General features: G+C 43.1%; 12 protein-coding genes, 2 rRNA genes and 1 other RNA gene. 10 read left to right on the top strand and 5 right to left on the bottom strand.

All coding sequences use genetic code 11. The annotated features are described in order from the left end of the window. From NBH14_RS21020 to NBH14_RS20995, 6 genes are all read left to right on the top strand, one after another. A 23S ribosomal RNA gene (locus NBH14_RS21020) occupies positions 1-218 on the top strand; the annotation flags it as partial. Positions 219-340: 122 nt separating this feature from the next. After that, positions 341-451: ribosomal RNA gene (rrf, locus tag NBH14_RS21015) — 5S ribosomal RNA — on the top strand. A gap of 177 nt (positions 452-628) precedes the next feature. Continuing rightward, positions 629-2,188 carry an arylsulfatase gene (locus tag NBH14_RS21010; protein WP_186960185.1) on the top strand — a complete coding sequence of 520 codons (1,560 nt, stop codon included), beginning with the start codon at positions 629-631 and terminating at the stop codon, positions 2,186-2,188. 33 nt (positions 2,189-2,221) lie between these two features. Next, positions 2,222-3,103: an alpha/beta hydrolase gene (locus tag NBH14_RS21005; protein ID WP_186960184.1), complete on the top strand. Its 882-nt coding sequence runs from the start codon at positions 2,222-2,224 to the stop codon at positions 3,101-3,103. Positions 3,104-3,163: 60 nt separating this feature from the next. Beyond that, positions 3,164-3,564, top strand: a transfer-messenger RNA (tmRNA) gene (ssrA, locus tag NBH14_RS21000). 164 nt (positions 3,565-3,728) lie between these two features. Further along, positions 3,729-4,478 carry a PI-PLC domain-containing protein gene (locus NBH14_RS20995; RefSeq protein WP_250817736.1) on the top strand — a complete coding sequence of 250 codons (750 nt, stop codon included), beginning with the start codon at positions 3,729-3,731 and terminating at the stop codon, positions 4,476-4,478. A 66-nt stretch (positions 4,479-4,544) separates the two neighbouring features. Here NBH14_RS20995 and NBH14_RS20990 read toward each other — a convergent pair whose 3' ends face one another. The 5 genes from NBH14_RS20990 to NBH14_RS20970 form a co-directional block, all read right to left on the bottom strand. Then, entirely contained in the window at positions 4,545-5,393 is an 849-nt protein-coding gene (locus NBH14_RS20990) for a M23 family metallopeptidase (protein ID WP_186960186.1), read from the bottom strand. 204 nt (positions 5,394-5,597) lie between these two features. Then, positions 5,598-6,773, bottom strand: a complete 1,176-nt coding sequence (gene uxuA, locus NBH14_RS20985; RefSeq protein ID WP_010800347.1) for a mannonate dehydratase — start codon at positions 6,771-6,773, stop codon at positions 5,598-5,600. 103 nt (positions 6,774-6,876) lie between these two features. Beyond that, a complete protein-coding gene (locus NBH14_RS20980) occupies positions 6,877-7,689 on the bottom strand; it encodes an SDR family oxidoreductase (protein ID WP_186960109.1) in 813 nt (270 codons plus the stop codon). Positions 7,690-7,821: 132 nt separating this feature from the next. Next, a complete protein-coding gene (locus NBH14_RS20975; RefSeq protein ID WP_128133144.1) occupies positions 7,822-8,883 on the bottom strand; it encodes a LacI family DNA-binding transcriptional regulator in 1,062 nt (353 codons plus the stop codon). Between the two features lie 73 nt (positions 8,884-8,956). Then, entirely contained in the window at positions 8,957-9,589 is a 633-nt protein-coding gene (locus NBH14_RS20970) for a DUF7847 domain-containing protein (protein ID WP_007653788.1), read from the bottom strand. 324 nt (positions 9,590-9,913) lie between these two features. Between NBH14_RS20970 and NBH14_RS20965 the strand changes: the two genes are divergently transcribed. From NBH14_RS20965 to lpxA, 4 genes are read left to right on the top strand one after another with little or no spacing between them, the layout of a single operon-like run. Continuing rightward, positions 9,914-11,125: an efflux RND transporter periplasmic adaptor subunit gene (locus tag NBH14_RS20965; RefSeq protein ID WP_186960108.1), complete on the top strand. Its 1,212-nt coding sequence runs from the start codon at positions 9,914-9,916 to the stop codon at positions 11,123-11,125. A gap of 59 nt (positions 11,126-11,184) precedes the next feature. Then, positions 11,185-14,400: an efflux RND transporter permease subunit gene (locus NBH14_RS20960; protein WP_186960107.1), complete on the top strand. Its 3,216-nt coding sequence runs from the start codon at positions 11,185-11,187 to the stop codon at positions 14,398-14,400. Between the two features lie 11 nt (positions 14,401-14,411). Beyond that, positions 14,412-15,797: an efflux transporter outer membrane subunit gene (locus tag NBH14_RS20955; protein ID WP_186960106.1), complete on the top strand. Its 1,386-nt coding sequence runs from the start codon at positions 14,412-14,414 to the stop codon at positions 15,795-15,797. Between the two features lie 23 nt (positions 15,798-15,820). Further along, complete coding sequence (lpxA, locus tag NBH14_RS20950) at positions 15,821-16,591, top strand: acyl-ACP--UDP-N-acetylglucosamine O-acyltransferase (RefSeq protein ID WP_128133147.1); 771 nt, start codon at positions 15,821-15,823, stop codon at positions 16,589-16,591. Positions 16,592-16,626 lie beyond the last annotated feature (35 nt).

Raw genomic sequence — 16,626 nt, 5'->3', positions numbered from 1 at the left:
GTGTTGGACAGACCTCTGGTTTACCGGTTGTACCGCCAGGTGCACCGCCGGGTATCTAAGTCTGGATTGGATAAGTGCTGAAAGCATCTAAGTACGAAGCCAGCCTCAAGATAAGATCTCCCTCAAGGGTCGTTGTAGACTACGACGTAGATAGGCTACAGGTGTAAGGGCAGTAATGTCGAAGCCGAGTAGTACTAATAGCCCGAGACTTTCTATTTCCGAGAGGAAGGATTGATATATTTTTAGAATTGAAAATTGAAAATTATAAATTGAAAATTTTTGATTCGCTCTAAAGTTACGTTAGAGTAACGTTGTCCAGAGTCAAACATCTTAAAGGTATTAAGGTGGTTATAGCGTTGGGGATCCACCTCTTCCCATTCCGAACAGAGAAGTTAAGCCCAACCACGTCGATGGTACTGCATAAAAGTGGGAGAGTAGATAGCCGCCGTTTTAGAGTCACAGACTCCAAACAAATGAAAGGAATCAATCGTAAGGTTGGTTCCTTTTTGCGTTTATAGCTTCTTTTCGTTTTTATTCTTACCGATAATATTAGTCGTCTTCTCTTTGCACGAATCAAATAAGATATTTATCTTCGCTATCTAAATTAGTATTCATAGAAAAACATATAATGAAAAGAAGAGCCTTTCTTAAATCGTCACTATTAGCAGGTGCAGGAGTTGGAGTCAATCATTCTGCACAATCTATCACTTCTTCCTTGAATGAACAGAATAATGGACAAGAGGAAAAGAAAAAGAAACCTCATGTAATTTTTATCATGACAGACCAGCATCGTGGGGATGCTTTGGGATGTATGGGTAACAAAGCTGTTATTTCTCCTAATATAGATAAACTTGCAGCAGAAGGAACACTGTTTGTAAATGGTTATTCTTCCGCTCCAAGCAGTACGCCCGGACGTGCCGGCTTGCTGACAGGTTTATCTCCCTGGCATCATGGTATGCTGGGATATGGAAGAATGGCTGAGCAATATAAATATGAGATGCCTCAGATGTTGCGTAATCTGGGTTATTTCACTTTTGGTATCGGAAAGATGCATTGGTTCCCGCAGAAGGCACTTCATGGATTCCATGCAACTTTAATTGATGAGAGCGGCCGGATTGAGTCAAAAGATTTCATCAGTGATTACCGGGAATGGTTCCAGTTAAATGCTCCGGGACAGAATCCGGACTTAACTGGTATCGGCTGGAATGACCATGGTGCAGGAGTTTATAAACTGGATGAACGTTTACATCCGACAACCTGGACAGGGCAAACCGCCTGTGAACTGATTCGTAATTATAATAATGATCAGCCATTGTTCCTTAAAGTCTCTTTTGCACGTCCGCATAGTCCTTATGATCCGCCGAAGCGTTATTTGGATATGTATAAGAATGTTGATATACCTAAGCCTGTTATTGGAGATTGGTGTGGCAAATATGCGGAACGTCTGGATCCGGAAAAGGCAGCTTCTGATGCTCCGTTTGGTAATTTTGGGGATGAGTATGCCGTTAAATCCAGAAGGCATTATTATGCAAATGTCACTTTTATAGATGACCAGATAGGGCAGATTATTGAAACGTTGAAAGAAAAAGGTATGTATGATGATGCCGTGATCTGTTTTACTGCCGATCATGGCGATATGTTGGGCGACCATTATCATTGGAGAAAGACTTATCCGTATGAGGGTTCTGCTCATATCCCTTATATTGTAAAATGGCCGTCTTATGTCAAGAAATCAGTTCCGGATGGTACAAGGATTGAACAGCCGGTTGAATTACGCGATTTTCTGCCGACCTTTATTGATTTGGCTGGGGGGGCGGTTCCTCCCGATATGGATGGTAGTTCACTGCTGAAATTAGTGCAGGGACATGGAGATGAATGGCGTAAATATATTGATATGGAACATGCTACTTGTTATAGTGCGGATAATTATTGGTGTGCTTTAACAGATGGCAAACTAAAATATGTCTGGAATCTTCATAATGGAAAAGAGCAACTGTTCGATTTGGTGAAAGACCCGGGTGAGTTGACCGATTGTTCTGCCAAGGCGGAATATGCAAAACAGTTGAAAGAACTCCGTGGAGAAATGGTTAAACATCTTTCAGAACGTGGAGAGGCTTTTGTGAAAGATGGCAAACTAATGACATTAGAGAAAACAATGCTGTATAGTCCGAATTTCCCTCAAAAATAATGGTTCTTATAAATTCTTTAAACAGTGTAGTGTATGATCAGAAAATGGATGCTCCTGCTTGTCGGAGCAAGTTGTTTAATAGGTTCAGCTATGGCACAAGATAATCCGATCCTGTTGTTTCCGAAAGGAGCACCGGGAGAAACAACCAAGCTGATAGAAAAAGCAGATACTGATGGCGGTAAGACAGGTGGTGAAACCGTCTTACGGGTTACTAATGTAAGTGAACCGACAATCACTGTTTATCCGGCTCCTGATGAAGTTGCTACAGGGGCGGCAATGGTAGTCTGTCCCGGTGGAGGGTATAATATTCTGGCTTACGATCTGGAAGGAGACGAAGTTTGCGAATGGCTGAACAATTTGGGAATAACAGCTGTGTTGGTAAAATACCGTGTCCCGCGTCGGGAAGGTCGCGAGAAGCATGAAGCTCCTTTGCAGGACTTGCAGCGTGCGATCGGTTATGTCAGAGCCCATGCAGAAGAGATGAATGTAGATCCGCAACGTATCGGTGTGATGGGATTTTCGGCAGGAGGTCACCTTTCTGCGATGGTTAGTAATAATTTTGAGAAACGGACATATCCGGCAGTGGATGCTGCGGATAAGGTAAGTTGTCGTCCTGATTTCTGTCTTTTGGTGTATCCGGCGTATCTGGATGGCGAAAATTTCCAATTGGCATCAGAGATCAAAGTAACGTCGGCAACACCTCCGACCATGCTGATTCAGGCAGAAGACGATAAGTCATATATAAACAGCAGCCTTTTCTATTATTATGCATTAAAAGAAGCAGGTGTTCCTGCCTGGATGCACCTGTATAGTAAGGGGGGACACGGTTATGGACTTAGAGATACCGGTGCAGCCGTGAATGAATGGCCTGACAGAGCCGAAGACTGGTTCCGTGAAATAGGCGTAATAGAATAAAAAAACTAAAAGGAGTACAGAGATACGCAGAATCTTTGTATCTTTGTACTCACAAATCATGGGGATGACCGGTTTAGACAGCGGGCAGAAGTGGTTTGTAAGCATGTAGTGCGTGGTTGGCTTGCACTTAAATCTCAGACAACGAACAATTAACTGGCGAAAACAATTACGCTTACGCTGCTTAATCGAAGTATAGTAGATTCAAGCTTAATCCCTGCAAAAGTTGTGGGGACGTGACATCACCCGGATGCTGTGGCTCCGAAGCTTTCCGATCAGGTGGTGCAGCAATATCGGAGATAGTCTGAAATGAGCCTCGGGTCTCAGGCGAAAATTTAGAGGATAAGGATTAAGTGGGTGGCTTCGGTCTTGCTTGGTCCCGACAATCGAAGGCGAAGATAAACATGTAGAAAGCAGATTAATTCCTCGTTTGGACGAGAGTTCGAATCTCTCCATCTCCACGAAGGTCACTGAAAATCAGTGGCCTTTTTTTGTTTATGGACCAAATTAGAAAATAAATAAGAATATCAGTTGTTTTTTTACATTAGATATGGATTAATGCTTATATTTACTGAATGGAAGCTCCCTTTGAAAATCAGCTTCTACTAATCACTTAAATAACCATATTATGTTTAAATTAGGAACTCACAACTCAATGACTTATCTTAAGCCAACCGGACTGGTTCAGATAATAGCTTGGAATACCGGAAAATGTCAGAACCTGTCTCTTGAAGAACAGTATGAATTTGGCGTCAGATTTTTTGATCTTCGTATTCGTTTTGATGAAGAGGCAACACCTTATTTTGCTCATGGTCTTTTGGAATTTCATGAAAAGGCAGTAACGGATGTACTGGCCTTTCTGGATCAAAAGCAGGATTGTATTGTGAATCTGGTCATGGAAAGTTTTGGAAAAGTAAAAGATTCTCAGGATCATTTGTTTATTGATTTCTGTAAACAAGCGGAAGATCAATACAAATATATCACATTTGTTGGCGGGTGGAGTAAATACCCGGAAAGCGGGCATTCCCTCTATTCTTTTACTCCCAAAAAACAAATACGGGAGGTTGAAGTTTATAAAGTCTTTTCCTTATTGAATGAAGGAATACATGAAACTACAGAGAAAATAAAAGAATCGGAAAAGGAATTAAAAGGATCATTGAAAAAAGTTGTGGAAGGAGGCTTGGAACTTCTTAAGTCACCTGCATTTTTTGCCATGCAAAATAATCCGAATTATTGGAAAAATGTGAATGAAGACGTTTATACGATGATGGATTTTGTTCAGTTTGGGGCTCCGGAAGAATATATCTCTCAACTGCCGGTAGATTTGCAGAAAAGGATTAAGGTCTTATTTGAGAAACTTCCTCAACTTCCTAAATAGATTAGAAAAGAAGATGATCTTATATAAAGACAGAGTTTGCATTTTCAAACTCTGTCTTTTTTTATTCTACAAATCCAGCTTTTTATTATTATTCGGAATAGGGATTCCTAAATAAGAGTATTGGTATTCACCGGCACGCTGTTGCGGGAGTATATCAATAGCTTTTACAGCAATATTTTTTCCTGTTTTGGTAGCAACCAGACAAGTGTTTTGCAATTTTCGCTTTTCCAGGTCGAATACTTTATCAGGATTGAAGTGCTGTCCGTTGATACGCACTTCAAAATGCAGATGCTCCGTAGTTGCTCTGCCTGTCCTTCCTGTTAATCCGACCGGTTCACCGGCTTTTACGCGGTCACCTACTTTAACCAGATTTTTGGAATTATGGCTGTAGACTGTTTCCAACCCGTTATAATGACGGATAACTATGACATTGCCATAAGCTGCATAAGGTTTTGCCAGGCGGACAATCCCATCGAAAGCTGAAACAATGGTATCATTGGCACATGTTTTCAGATCTACGCCGGAATGATGTCTTCTGCGGCCGGCATAGGGTGATATGACTTTTGCTCCGGGGAGCGGAAAAGCATAATCTTCATCTGTCATGAGAGCCAAGTCAATAACAAGAGAGTTTTCGTCAGCCAGAAGTTTTGGATCCGGAACAGCTATATCGGCTTTTTCCCGTGGAGAAAAATCCTCAGTAATATCTTTACGTGCATATTCTGTTTTTCCCAATTCCGGTGTAGGAGGAAGGAATATATCTATCTGGGGAAGAGGAACTTCTGTAGACGGAGACAGCATGTTAAATTCCTGATCGGAAACGGATGGTGGTGATTGCACTGATAGTACCGGAGAACAGGTACTTAGTGTTATTAGTGTAATAAATAATAATATATAACTGTAGATCTTAGGCATTATGAAATTTTTTAGCTGGACAAAAATAGAAAAAACAATCCAGTCTAAAGTCCTAATCAGGAATACTTTATAGTTCTTTTTCATTTATTTATGCTTTTCAATGGTCTGTTGAATGAATCGAAAAGCTATAAAACAGAAAAAAGCGCCAACCGGAGTTGAACGCCTTTTCCATTTATAAATCAATAAGAAATGAAATTTCAGTCTCTGTTATTTCTTGAAAAGAGATTTGGCTATACCCATCTCCAGACCGCGAAGTTCAGCTAAACCTCTCAGGCGTCCGATGCAGGAATAACCCGGATTTGTCTTCTTTTTCAGGTCATCGATCATTTGATGGCCATGGTCCGGACGCATAGCGATCGAGCAACCACGTCTTTGTTGTAACTCGAGTAACGCTTTCATTACGCCGTACATATCCACGTCACCTTCCAGATGGTTTGCTTCGAAGAAGTTTCCTTCTGCATCCCGTTGTGTGCTGCGGAAGTGAACGAAGTCGATGCGGTCGCCATAGCGTTCCATAATACCGGCAAGATCATTGTCGCTACGAACACCGAATGAACCGGTACACAAGCACAGACCGTTACTTGGGTTCGGAACAGCTTCGATCAATTTTTTGAAATCGTCTTCCGTACTCAGGATACGTGGTAAACCGAGGATGGAGTAGGGAGGATCATCCGGATGGATCACCAGTTTAACACCTGCTTCGTCGGCTACCGGAGCAATTTCCTGTAGGAAGTAGATTAGGTTGGAACGCAGTTTTTCAGCATCGATATCTTTGTAGCGGTCCAGTGCTTCCTGGAATTGTTCGATCGTAAAACTTTCTTCCGATCCGGGCAGACCGGCAATCATATTACGGGTAAGTAATTTACGGTCATCTTCGGTCATTATATCGAAGCGAGCTTTCGCTTTAGCCTTCTCTTCTGCCGAGTAATCGTTTTCAGCTCCCGGACGTTTCAGGATGAAAAGGTCGAAAGCAACGAAAGCTGCACGTTCAAAGCGAAGAGCCTTTGAACCGTCCGGCATCGTATAAGCCAGATCAGTACGTGTCCAGTCCAGTACCGGCATAAAATTATATGTCACAACATTAACACCGCACTTTCCGAGGTTACGCAGACTTTCCTTGTAGTTGTCAATATATTTCTGGAAATCTCCGGTTTGTGTTTTGATATGTTCATGAACGGGAACACTTTCGACAACAGACCATCTCAAGCCTACCTCTTCGATCATTTCTTTCCGTTTCATGATTTCCTCTACTGTCCATGTTTCTCCATTAGGGATATGGTGTAAAGCATTTACGATACCGGTTGCTCCGGCTTGTTTAATATCCCAAAGGCTGACAGGATCATTCGGCCCGTACCAGCGCCAAGTTTGTTCGCATAAATACATAGAAAATAATTTATTAATTTATCAATGTGCCAATTGGCTACGGCATATGTTTTAAAGTCATTGGCATATTGGCACATTAACCTATTGGCATATTATTAGGCATTTAGATTGAGAAAGCATCGAAACCGCCGTCGACAATTGCAATTGTTCCGGTTACAAATTTGGATGCGTCACTGATCAGGTACTGAATCGTACCGAATAATTCTTCCGGTGTTCCCAAACGTCTGAACGGAGTGTGGGCAATGACAGATTTGGCACGTTCCGTATAAGAACCATCCGGATTAGTCATCAATGTCCTGTTTTGTTCTGTCAGGAAGAATCCCGGAGCGATAGCATTTACACGTAAACCTTCACCGAATTTGATAGCCAGTTCACCGGCCATATATTTGGTCAGGTTGGAGATGGCAGCTTTGGCTGCGCCGTATCCGACCACACGTGTCAACGGACGAAGAGCTGATTCGGAAGAGAAGTTTACGATAGCACCTTCTTTTTGTTGAGCCATTACTTCTGCAAAAACCATGGTAGGAAGCACTGTACCGAACAGGTTCAGATCTACCACTTTCTTGAAAGCATCGACCTGCAGGTCAAAGATGTTGTTGTCCGGACCGATTGTAGCACCGGCCATATTACCACCGGCAGCATTCAATAATGCATCGATGCGGCCATATTTGGCAAGGATATCTTTTTTATTCTGTTCGAGGATCTCTTTATTCAGAACGTCAGTCTGGAAGAAACAGGCTTCGCCACCTTTTGCTTTGATATCGGCAACGATTTTTTCTCCAGTTTCCACTGCACGGTCAAGGATTACAACTTTAGCACCTTCTTCAGCCAGATGGCCTGCGATTCCGCTACCCAGAATACCGGCTCCTCCGGTAATGATGACAACTCTGTCTTTAATACAAAATAAATTAGCCATTTTATATATGATTTTTATTGTGATATTTCCATTTTGTGTTTAATATGTGCGCGAGCACACATTGGATGCAAATGTATGGTATTTATTTGTCAAACAAAAAAAATATAGAAGAAAAATAATTAATTTATGCCTTTAAATATAGTTATTGTAGTACTTAATATTCTCTTTGATAAGTATATCAATAGGCATATAATTGATTTGTTCGACTTTTTCTTTTAATACCAGATGACGGAATAAGGCGCGGACGCAATTGAATCCCTGCACTTCCGGACGTTGGGCGATCAGATGGGTGATGTATCCGTTGTTCAGATGGCTCAGATTTGATTCGATCACATCGTAACCGATCAATTTAAAATGTTTGTCGATGTCCTGATGCTGGAAATAATCACCCAGGACATGTGCTCTGGAGTTGAAGATTATACCAGCCTTGATCTCTTCATGCGTTGCGAAGAAAGAGTCGAGTATCTCTTTGTTTTCTACTGATTCATCGGCATGAATATGTACAGGGTATATTTTTCCCAGAAAATCGTGACCGTACAGATAATCGCGGAAACCTTCCTCACGTTTCATAACCTGAGTTGAATGCATGTCGCCTTTACGGATAAAGCGGAAAATAGCGATGTTGTCCTCCGGATGTATCTGTTCAAAAAGTAACCGTCCGGCGATATATCCGGAATCATAGGAGTTTGTTCCGTAATAAGCGATACAGTTGGTATTTTCGATAAAGGCATCGATCAGCACATAGGGGATTTCGAGTTTATCGAGTTGTTGCGTGAGTTGGATAACGCTCTCTTTGAAAAGGGTTGCTATGATTACTCCCTGGCAATCCGCCTCTTCTATTTTGGGAATCAAATTGTCGAAACTATTTCTGTCATATTGATTGAAGTACATCCGCTCGACCTCAATATTGTAACTGAATAGTTCCTGTTCAGCCTTATTGATCCCTTCGGACAGCTTTGCCCAATATTCCCCCTGTCCGAAAGAGGGGATCAATGTAACGAATTTATACTTTTTCTTGAGGGCTAACGAACGGGCTATCAGATTCGGGTGATAGTCTATCTCTTTTAATACTTTTTCGACCTTCTTCTGTGCTTCTTCCGACACTTTGCCACGGTTGTGCAAAATACGGTCGACGGTTCCGGTAGATACTCCGGATAATTCTGCTATATCTTTTATTCTATACGTTTTCCCCATAGGGCAATTCTGTTATCATAAATAATCCGCAGAACATCAAAAATAATCTGCGGATTGTTTTGTGTTATAAAAATTATAATTCCTCAATAATCTGCAAAGGTGCATTTAATTTACGAAAAACATAGCCATACATCATATATATAAGAGGCATTGCTACAAAAATTCCTATACCCAGCAGGATAAGTCCCAATATAAAAATTCCGATCATGGCCAGCATAAGCATAAATAACGGCATGCCCTGTCCGCGGGTTATTTCCCAGCTACGTTTCAGCGATTCGATGATACCTGTATCTTCTTCAACAATGAAAGCGGTGAAAAATTGCAATCGGAGAGCCAGATAAATGCCCGGAATAATGAACAGACAGATACCGAACACCACGATGATTCCCATAAAAAGATTAGCCACAAAATAAGTGATGATTTTACGGGCCTGTTGTCCGTAGGCTGAGAATTGCGGTTCCTCTCCATCCAGGGCCTGAAATATGTTTTTCATGTATCCTAGTGCAAAAATGCAGGAGATAATGCAACTGATCAAATTAATAACGATTGTACCCACTATGGATTTTTGCATAGGCATGGCAAAAGCGCTCAGCGTAAAAGAAATTATTGTCATACCAATCAATAAGCCGGCTAAAACCCATATCTGAGTTTTAGTACGTTGCCATGAAGTACTGCATACTTCCGAAATTGAAAACTTTGGTCCCATCAGATTGTAGATTAATTATGTTTATAGATAGCTGTAAATTTAAACTAAATTATTGAATAAACAAACAACAGCAATGGAATGTATGCAATTTTGGACTAATTTACTTTCGAACCGGCAAAAAATAGCTATCTGTTTGATCTCTACATATAAATAATGCTGTTTTTTAGTATAAAAGAATGTATAAACGGTAAAAGTGCAATAAAAAGATTCTACATTTGTACGTTTTTTAGGATATGAGTCCCTTTGTTGTCGAGCCTGATAATACAAGCCTTCAAGAATAAATGTACGAAAATATAAAAGGCAGAAATATATTAAATTGTAATTATGAATAAACAAATGTTGAGAGCTACTATTACCCAATGTAGGCAAATTGCGTTATTTGCAGTGGGAGTGTCTTTATTAGCTGCTTGTGGTAACAGCCAGAGCGGCATGAAGTTAGGTGACAGTGAGTATGCTGTTTTAGCCGTGAATTCATCTTCCAGCAATCAGACAACATCCTATCCAGCGACTATCAGAGGTACGCAGGATATCGAGGTTCGTCCCCAGGTGTCGGGTTTTATTGTTAAGTTATGTGTCGATGAAGGAGCTACGGTCCGTAAAGGGCAGGCCTTGTTTGAAATTGATCCCACGCAGTATAAGGCGGCAGTGAACCAGGCCAAAGCTGCTGTTGCTATGGCAGAGGCAAACGTAAAAACGTTGACATTGACAGAAAAGAATAAGAAAGACTTGTATAATAATGCTATTATCAGTTCTTTTGAATATGAGACAGCTGTCAACCAGTTAATGTCTGCAAAGGCCTCTCTGGAACAGGCAAAAGCTTCTTTAGTCAGTGCCAATCAGAATTTATCTTTTTGTACGGTGACCAGTCCTTCCAATGGCGTTGTCGGAACTTTCCCTTACCGTATCGGAAGTTTGGTGAGTCCTTCTATCTCGAGTCCGTTGACAACTGTTTCCGAGATCGGAGAAGTATATGTTTATTTCTCAATGACAGAAAAGGAATTGTTGCAGCTCACAAAAGCCGGAGGCACACTGAAAGAACAATTGGATAAGATGCCGGCCGTTCAGTTACAGCTGGCAGACGGAACGATGCTGGAAGAAACCGGTAAGATCGATGCTGTCAGTGGCGTTATCGACCAGTCGACCGGTTCGGTTAGTATGCGTGCCGTTTTCCCGAATGACAAAAGAATCCTGCGAAGCGGGGGAACAGGAAACGTGGTATTCCCTTACACCATGGAAGGTATTATTATGATTCCGCAGTCAGCTACTGTTGAAATTCAGGACAAGAAATTCGTATATGTACTGCAACCCGATAATAAAATTAAAAATGTTGAAATTCAGGTTTCCTCTTTGGATGATGGCCAGAATTATCTGGTTACTAAAGGTCTGAAATCCGGTGACAAGATCGTAGTAGAAGGTGTTCAGAATTTAAGAGACGGTCAGGAAATCAAGCCGATTACACAGGCTGAACAGGCTGCAAAGTTCCAGCAGGCCATGAAAGACCAGAACGAAGGAAATTTAAAAACAGCTTTTAATTAATTAAAGGTATAGGATAACCCGGACTTTCCCGGTGATATTCGTTTATAAAAAAGTAACATATGAAATTAGATAGATTTATTAACCGTCCGGTGCTTTCAACGGTGATCTCCATCCTGATTGTCATCCTGGGTATATTAGGTTTGTTCACATTGCCTATTACCCAATATCCGGACATTGCGCCTCCTACTGTTTCGGTAAGGGCTACTTATACAGGTGCCAATGCGCAGACTGTATTGAATAGTGTGATTGCACCGCTGGAAGACCAGATCAACGGGGTAGAGAACATGATGTATATGACATCAAATGCTTCCAATAACGGTTCTGCCGATATCTCCATATATTTCAAACAGGGAACCGACCCGGATATGGCGGCGGTAAACGTTCAGAACCGTGTGTCGATGGCACAAGGTCTGTTGCCTGCTGAAGTAACAAAGGTTGGTGTGACTACCCAGAAACGTCAGAACTCCATGTTGGTTGTTTTTGCCGTTTATGATGCGGAAGACCGTTACGACCAGAAGTTTCTGGAGAACTATGCAAAGATCAACCTGATTCCTGAAGTACAGCGTGTACCGGGGGTAGGTGATGCCAACGTATTGGGTACCGACTATTCTATGCGTATCTGGTTGAAGCCGGATGTAATGGCACAATACAAACTGGTGCCTAACGATGTATCGAACGTGCTGGCTGAACAGAATGTGGAGGCAGCTCCGGGTTCTTTCGGTGAACAGGGAAATCAGTCGTTCCAGTATACGATCCGTTATAAAGGACGTCTGCAAACTGCTGAAGAATTTGATAATATCGTAGTAAAAGCATTGCCCGATGGCGAAGTACTTCGTCTGAAAGACATTGCCGATATCGAATTGGGACGTTTGACTTACAACTATGTAAATAAAGTAAACGGCCATAATGCGGTAGCATGTATCGTTTACCAGATGCCGGGAACGAATGCAACAGAAACGATCAACAATATCCAGGATTTGCTGGTGAGATCAGAGGCGACTATGCCTCCGGGAATGAAGATTGAAGTATCCATGAATGCCAACGACTTCCTCTATGCCTCTATCCATGAGGTTCTCAAGACTTTGCTGGAAGCCTTTATCCTGGTGTTTATTGTGGTGTATGTGTTCTTGCAGGATTTACGTTCAACCTTGATTCCTGCTATTGCGATTCCGGTTGCTTTGATCGGTACATTCTTCCTGTTGTCACTGATTGGATTTAGTATCAACTTGTTGACACTTTGTGCGATGGTGCTTGCCATTGCGATTGTGGTCGATGATGCGATAGTCGTCGTCGAGGGGGTCCATGCCAAGTTGGACCAGGGATATAAATCGGCGAAACAGGCATCTATCGATGCGATGAGTGAACTTGGCGGAGCGATCGTTTCTATTACATTGGTGATGATGTCCGTGTTTATCCCTGTAAGTTTCATGGGAGGTACAGCAGGTATATTCTATCGCCAGTTCGGTGTAACGATGGCTATTGCTATCGGTTTGTCGGCATTGAATGCCTTGACATTGAGTCCGGCGCTTTGTGCTATTTTCCTGAAACCTCATGATGAACACGGTGAAAAGAAGACGACACTTGTTTCCCGTTTCCATACCTCATTCAATGTGGCTTACGATTCTTTATTGAAGAGTTACAAGAAACGTGTCTTGTTCTTTATCCAGAAGAAATGGCTGGCATTCGGAACCGTTGCGGCTTCTATTGCCCTCTTGATCTTCTTTATGCAGGTAACGCCGACCGGTATGGTGCCGAATGAAGATATGGGTACTATCATGGGAGCTGTAACATTACCTCCCGGAGCTTCTCAGGAACGTACAGTGGAAATCATGGAACGTGTAGATAGTCTGATCGCTTCTGACCCGGCTGTGAAATCACGTACGGCTATTACCGGTTTCAGTTTTATCGGTGGCCAGGGACCTTCTTACGGTTCATTCATCATTAAGTTGAAAGACTGGGAAGAACGTTCTATGACGCAGAGTGCGGAAGTAGTTTACGGTAGTTTATTCATGCGTGCCCAGAAAGTGGTGAAGGATGCGCAGGTATTGTTCTTTACTCCGCCTATGATTCCGGGTTATTCCGCTTCCAGTGATATCGAATTGAATATGCAGGATAAGACTGGTGGTAGCCTGGAGAAATTCTTTGATGTTTCCAAAGACTATATGGCTGCATTGACGGCCCGTCCGGAAATCAAGTCGGCCCAGACTACTTTCAACCCGAACTTCCCGCAATATATGATCGATATCGATGCGGCAGCCTGTAAGAAAGTAGGCATCAGTCCGAGCGATATCCTTATGACTTTGCAGGGATATTATGGTGGTCTGTATGCTTCCAACTTCAACCGTTTCGGTAAGATGTACCGTGTAATGGTGCAGGCCGATCCTTCTATGAGAGCCAATATGGAATCGTTGAAGAATATCAAGGTCAGAAACGGTAACGAAATGGCACCGATCTCCCAGTTTATTACAATAGAGAAAGTATATGGTCCGGATATCATCAGCCGTTTTAACATGTATACCTCTATGAAACTGATGGTTGCCCCGGCTGACGGATTTACCAGCGGTCAGGCACTGAAAGCCCTGGAAGAAGTAGCAAGTACCACCCTTCCTGCCGGTTTCGGTTATGAGTTGGGAGGTATGGCACGTGAAGAGGCTGAAAGTAGCGGTAGTACAACCGGTTTGATCTTTATCCTTTGTTTCGTGTTCGTTTATCTGTTGCTGAGTGCACAGTATGAAAGTTATGTATTGCCGTTGGCCGTATTGCTTTCAATTCCGTTCGGTCTGATGGGTAGCTTCCTGTTTGTACAGGGTTGGGCTGCGTTAGGTAGCATCCCGGCGCTGAAGATGATACTGGGTACGATGTCGAATAACATTTATATGCAGATTGCGTTGATCATGTTGATGGGTCTGTTGGCAAAGAATGCTATTTTGATCGTAGAGTTTGCCCTCGACCGTCGCCGTATGGGTATGAGCATTACCTGGGCTGCTGTTTTAGGTTCGGCTGCCCGTCTGCGTCCTATCCTGATGACCTCTCTGGCAATGGTTGTCGGTTTGTTGCCGATGATGTTCGCCTTCGGTGTAGGTGCTCACGGTAACCGTACGCTGGGTACTGCCGCTATTGGCGGTATGTTTGTCGGTATGATCTTCCAGATCCTGATCGTTCCTGCCTTGTTCGTGGTATTCCAGTACTTGCAGGAAAAGGTTAAACCGATCGAATGGGAAGACCTTGACAACAGCGATTTGAATACGGAAATAGAACAGTACGCTAAAAAATAAGTGAGAAGACAATGAAGAAAAATCAAATAATATATATGATGTGTGCAACTGCCCTGCTGAGCAGTTGCCACATCTACAAGGCTTATGATCGTCCTGAAACGATAGATACGTCTGGTCTGTATCGTGATCCGGTATCGGTAACGGATACATTGGCTGCCGATACGACCAATATGGGAAACCTTTCCTGGAAGGAAGTTTTCCGTGATCCAAAATTGCAGGCTTTGATTGAAGAAGGACTGGCGAATAACGTGGATATGCAGGCTGCCGTTCTCCGTGTGGAAGAAGCGAAAACGTTGCTGACTGCTGCCCGTTTATCTTTCCTTCCGTCTTTGAACCTGGCCCCGCAAGGCTCGCTGACCACCATGGGAGGATCCAGCTATGCAAAAGCCTATACTTTGCCGGCTGCTGCTAATTGGGAAGTCGACCTGTTTGGTAAGCTGCTCAATGCAAGCCGCGACCAGAAAGCAATCTATTTGCAGAGCCAGTATTCACAGCAGGCTGTCCGTTCACAGTTGATCGGTGGTATTGCCAATACTTACTTTACCCTGCTGATGCTCGACCGTCAGGTAGAGATCACAACCGAAACGGTTGCTATCTATAAAGAAAATGTACGCGCGATGGAAGCAATGAAGACGGCCGGTATGACAACCGAGGCTGCAGTCGTTCAGATGAAAGCCGTATATCATCAGGTTTCGTCTTCGTTAATCAATCTGCAACGCCAGGTTCGCGAAGTGGAAAACTCTTTGTCCGTACTGTTGGCTAAAGCACCGCAACGTATCGACCGCGGCAGACTGGAAGATCAGGTAATCCCCGACGAGATCATGGCCGGCGTACCTTTGCAGTTGCTGGAAAACCGTCCGGATGTGAAGATTGCGGAAATGTCGCTTGCCAGCGCTTACTATACGACTAATAAGGCACGTGCCGCTTTCTATCCGGGATTGAATATCACTGCAACAGCAGGTTGGACAAACGGTTCCGGTATTACTATCTCCAATCCGGGACAGTTCATGTTCCAGGCTCTGGCTTCACTGGCACAGCCTATCTTCAATAATGGTAAGCTGATCGCTAACCTGAAGGTATCGAAAGCAGAGGAGAAGATCGCCCAGATGAATTATCAGCAGAAAATTCTAGAAGCCGGTAAGGAAGTAAGCGATGCCCTGCATCTTTACGATGCAACCAACAAGATGTTGGTTCAGGACAGACAACAGATCGAGCAATTGGAAAAGGCCGTAACCTATACGAAAGCCTTGTTCCAGTCAGCCCAGTCAACTTATCTGGAAATCCTGTCAGCCCAGCAGAGCCTTCTTAGCGCACAATTGACAGAAGTATCCGACAACGTTCAGCGTATGCAGGCTGTTATCAACTTGTACAGTGCTGTTGGTGGAGGAAGAGAGTAATAACCATTAAAACTTAGATTATTATGATTAGTCCGTTAGCTTATGTAGATGCCGGTGCAAAACTGGGAGCGAATGTAACTGTTCATCCTTTTGCATACATCGACAAGAATGTAGAGATTGGCGACAATTGCGAAATCATGCCTCACGCCAGTATCATGAGTGGCGCACGTCTGGGTAAGGGAAACCGTGTATTCAACGGGGCTGTCATTGCAGCAGAACCCCAGGATTTTAAATATAAAGGCGACAGTACGCTGGTTGTTATCGGTGACGACAATGTGATCCGCGAAAACGTAGTGATCAACCGTGCCACGACGCCGGAAGGCCGGACTGTTATCGGTAATGGTAATTTCCTGCATGAAGGTGTACATATTTCGCACGATACACATATTGGAAATCATAGTGTGTTTGGTTATGGTAGCAAGGTTTCCGGCAACTGTTTCTTCGAGGATTATTCAATCTTCGGAGGTTGTGTGCTGGCAAGCCAGGGAAGCCGTGTCGGTACATGGTCGATGACACAGACCGGTTGCCGTTTCCGCAAGGATGTGCCTCCTTATATCGTAGCTGCCCAGGAGCCGACAATTTATTACGGCGTTAACTCCGTCATCCTGGCGCATCAGGGAGTGAGCGAGAAGGTTATCAAGCATATCAGCCATGCATACCGTATCATCTATCAGGGAAATTCAAGTCTTTTCGATGCCCTGCTGATGATTAAGGACCAGGTGCCGATGAGCGCAGAGATACAGCACATCATTGATTTCATCAATGATTCAAAGCTGGGTATTATCGGAAGATAACATGCTTATATAATAAGGAACGAGGATATCTTTGC

Source organism: Parabacteroides caecihominis, assembly GCF_023656785.1.
GTDB lineage: Bacteria > Bacteroidota > Bacteroidia > Bacteroidales > Tannerellaceae > Parabacteroides > Parabacteroides segnis.
The sequence above is the reverse complement of the archived record's forward strand: the minus strand, read 5'-3'. Positions and strand labels throughout refer to the sequence as shown.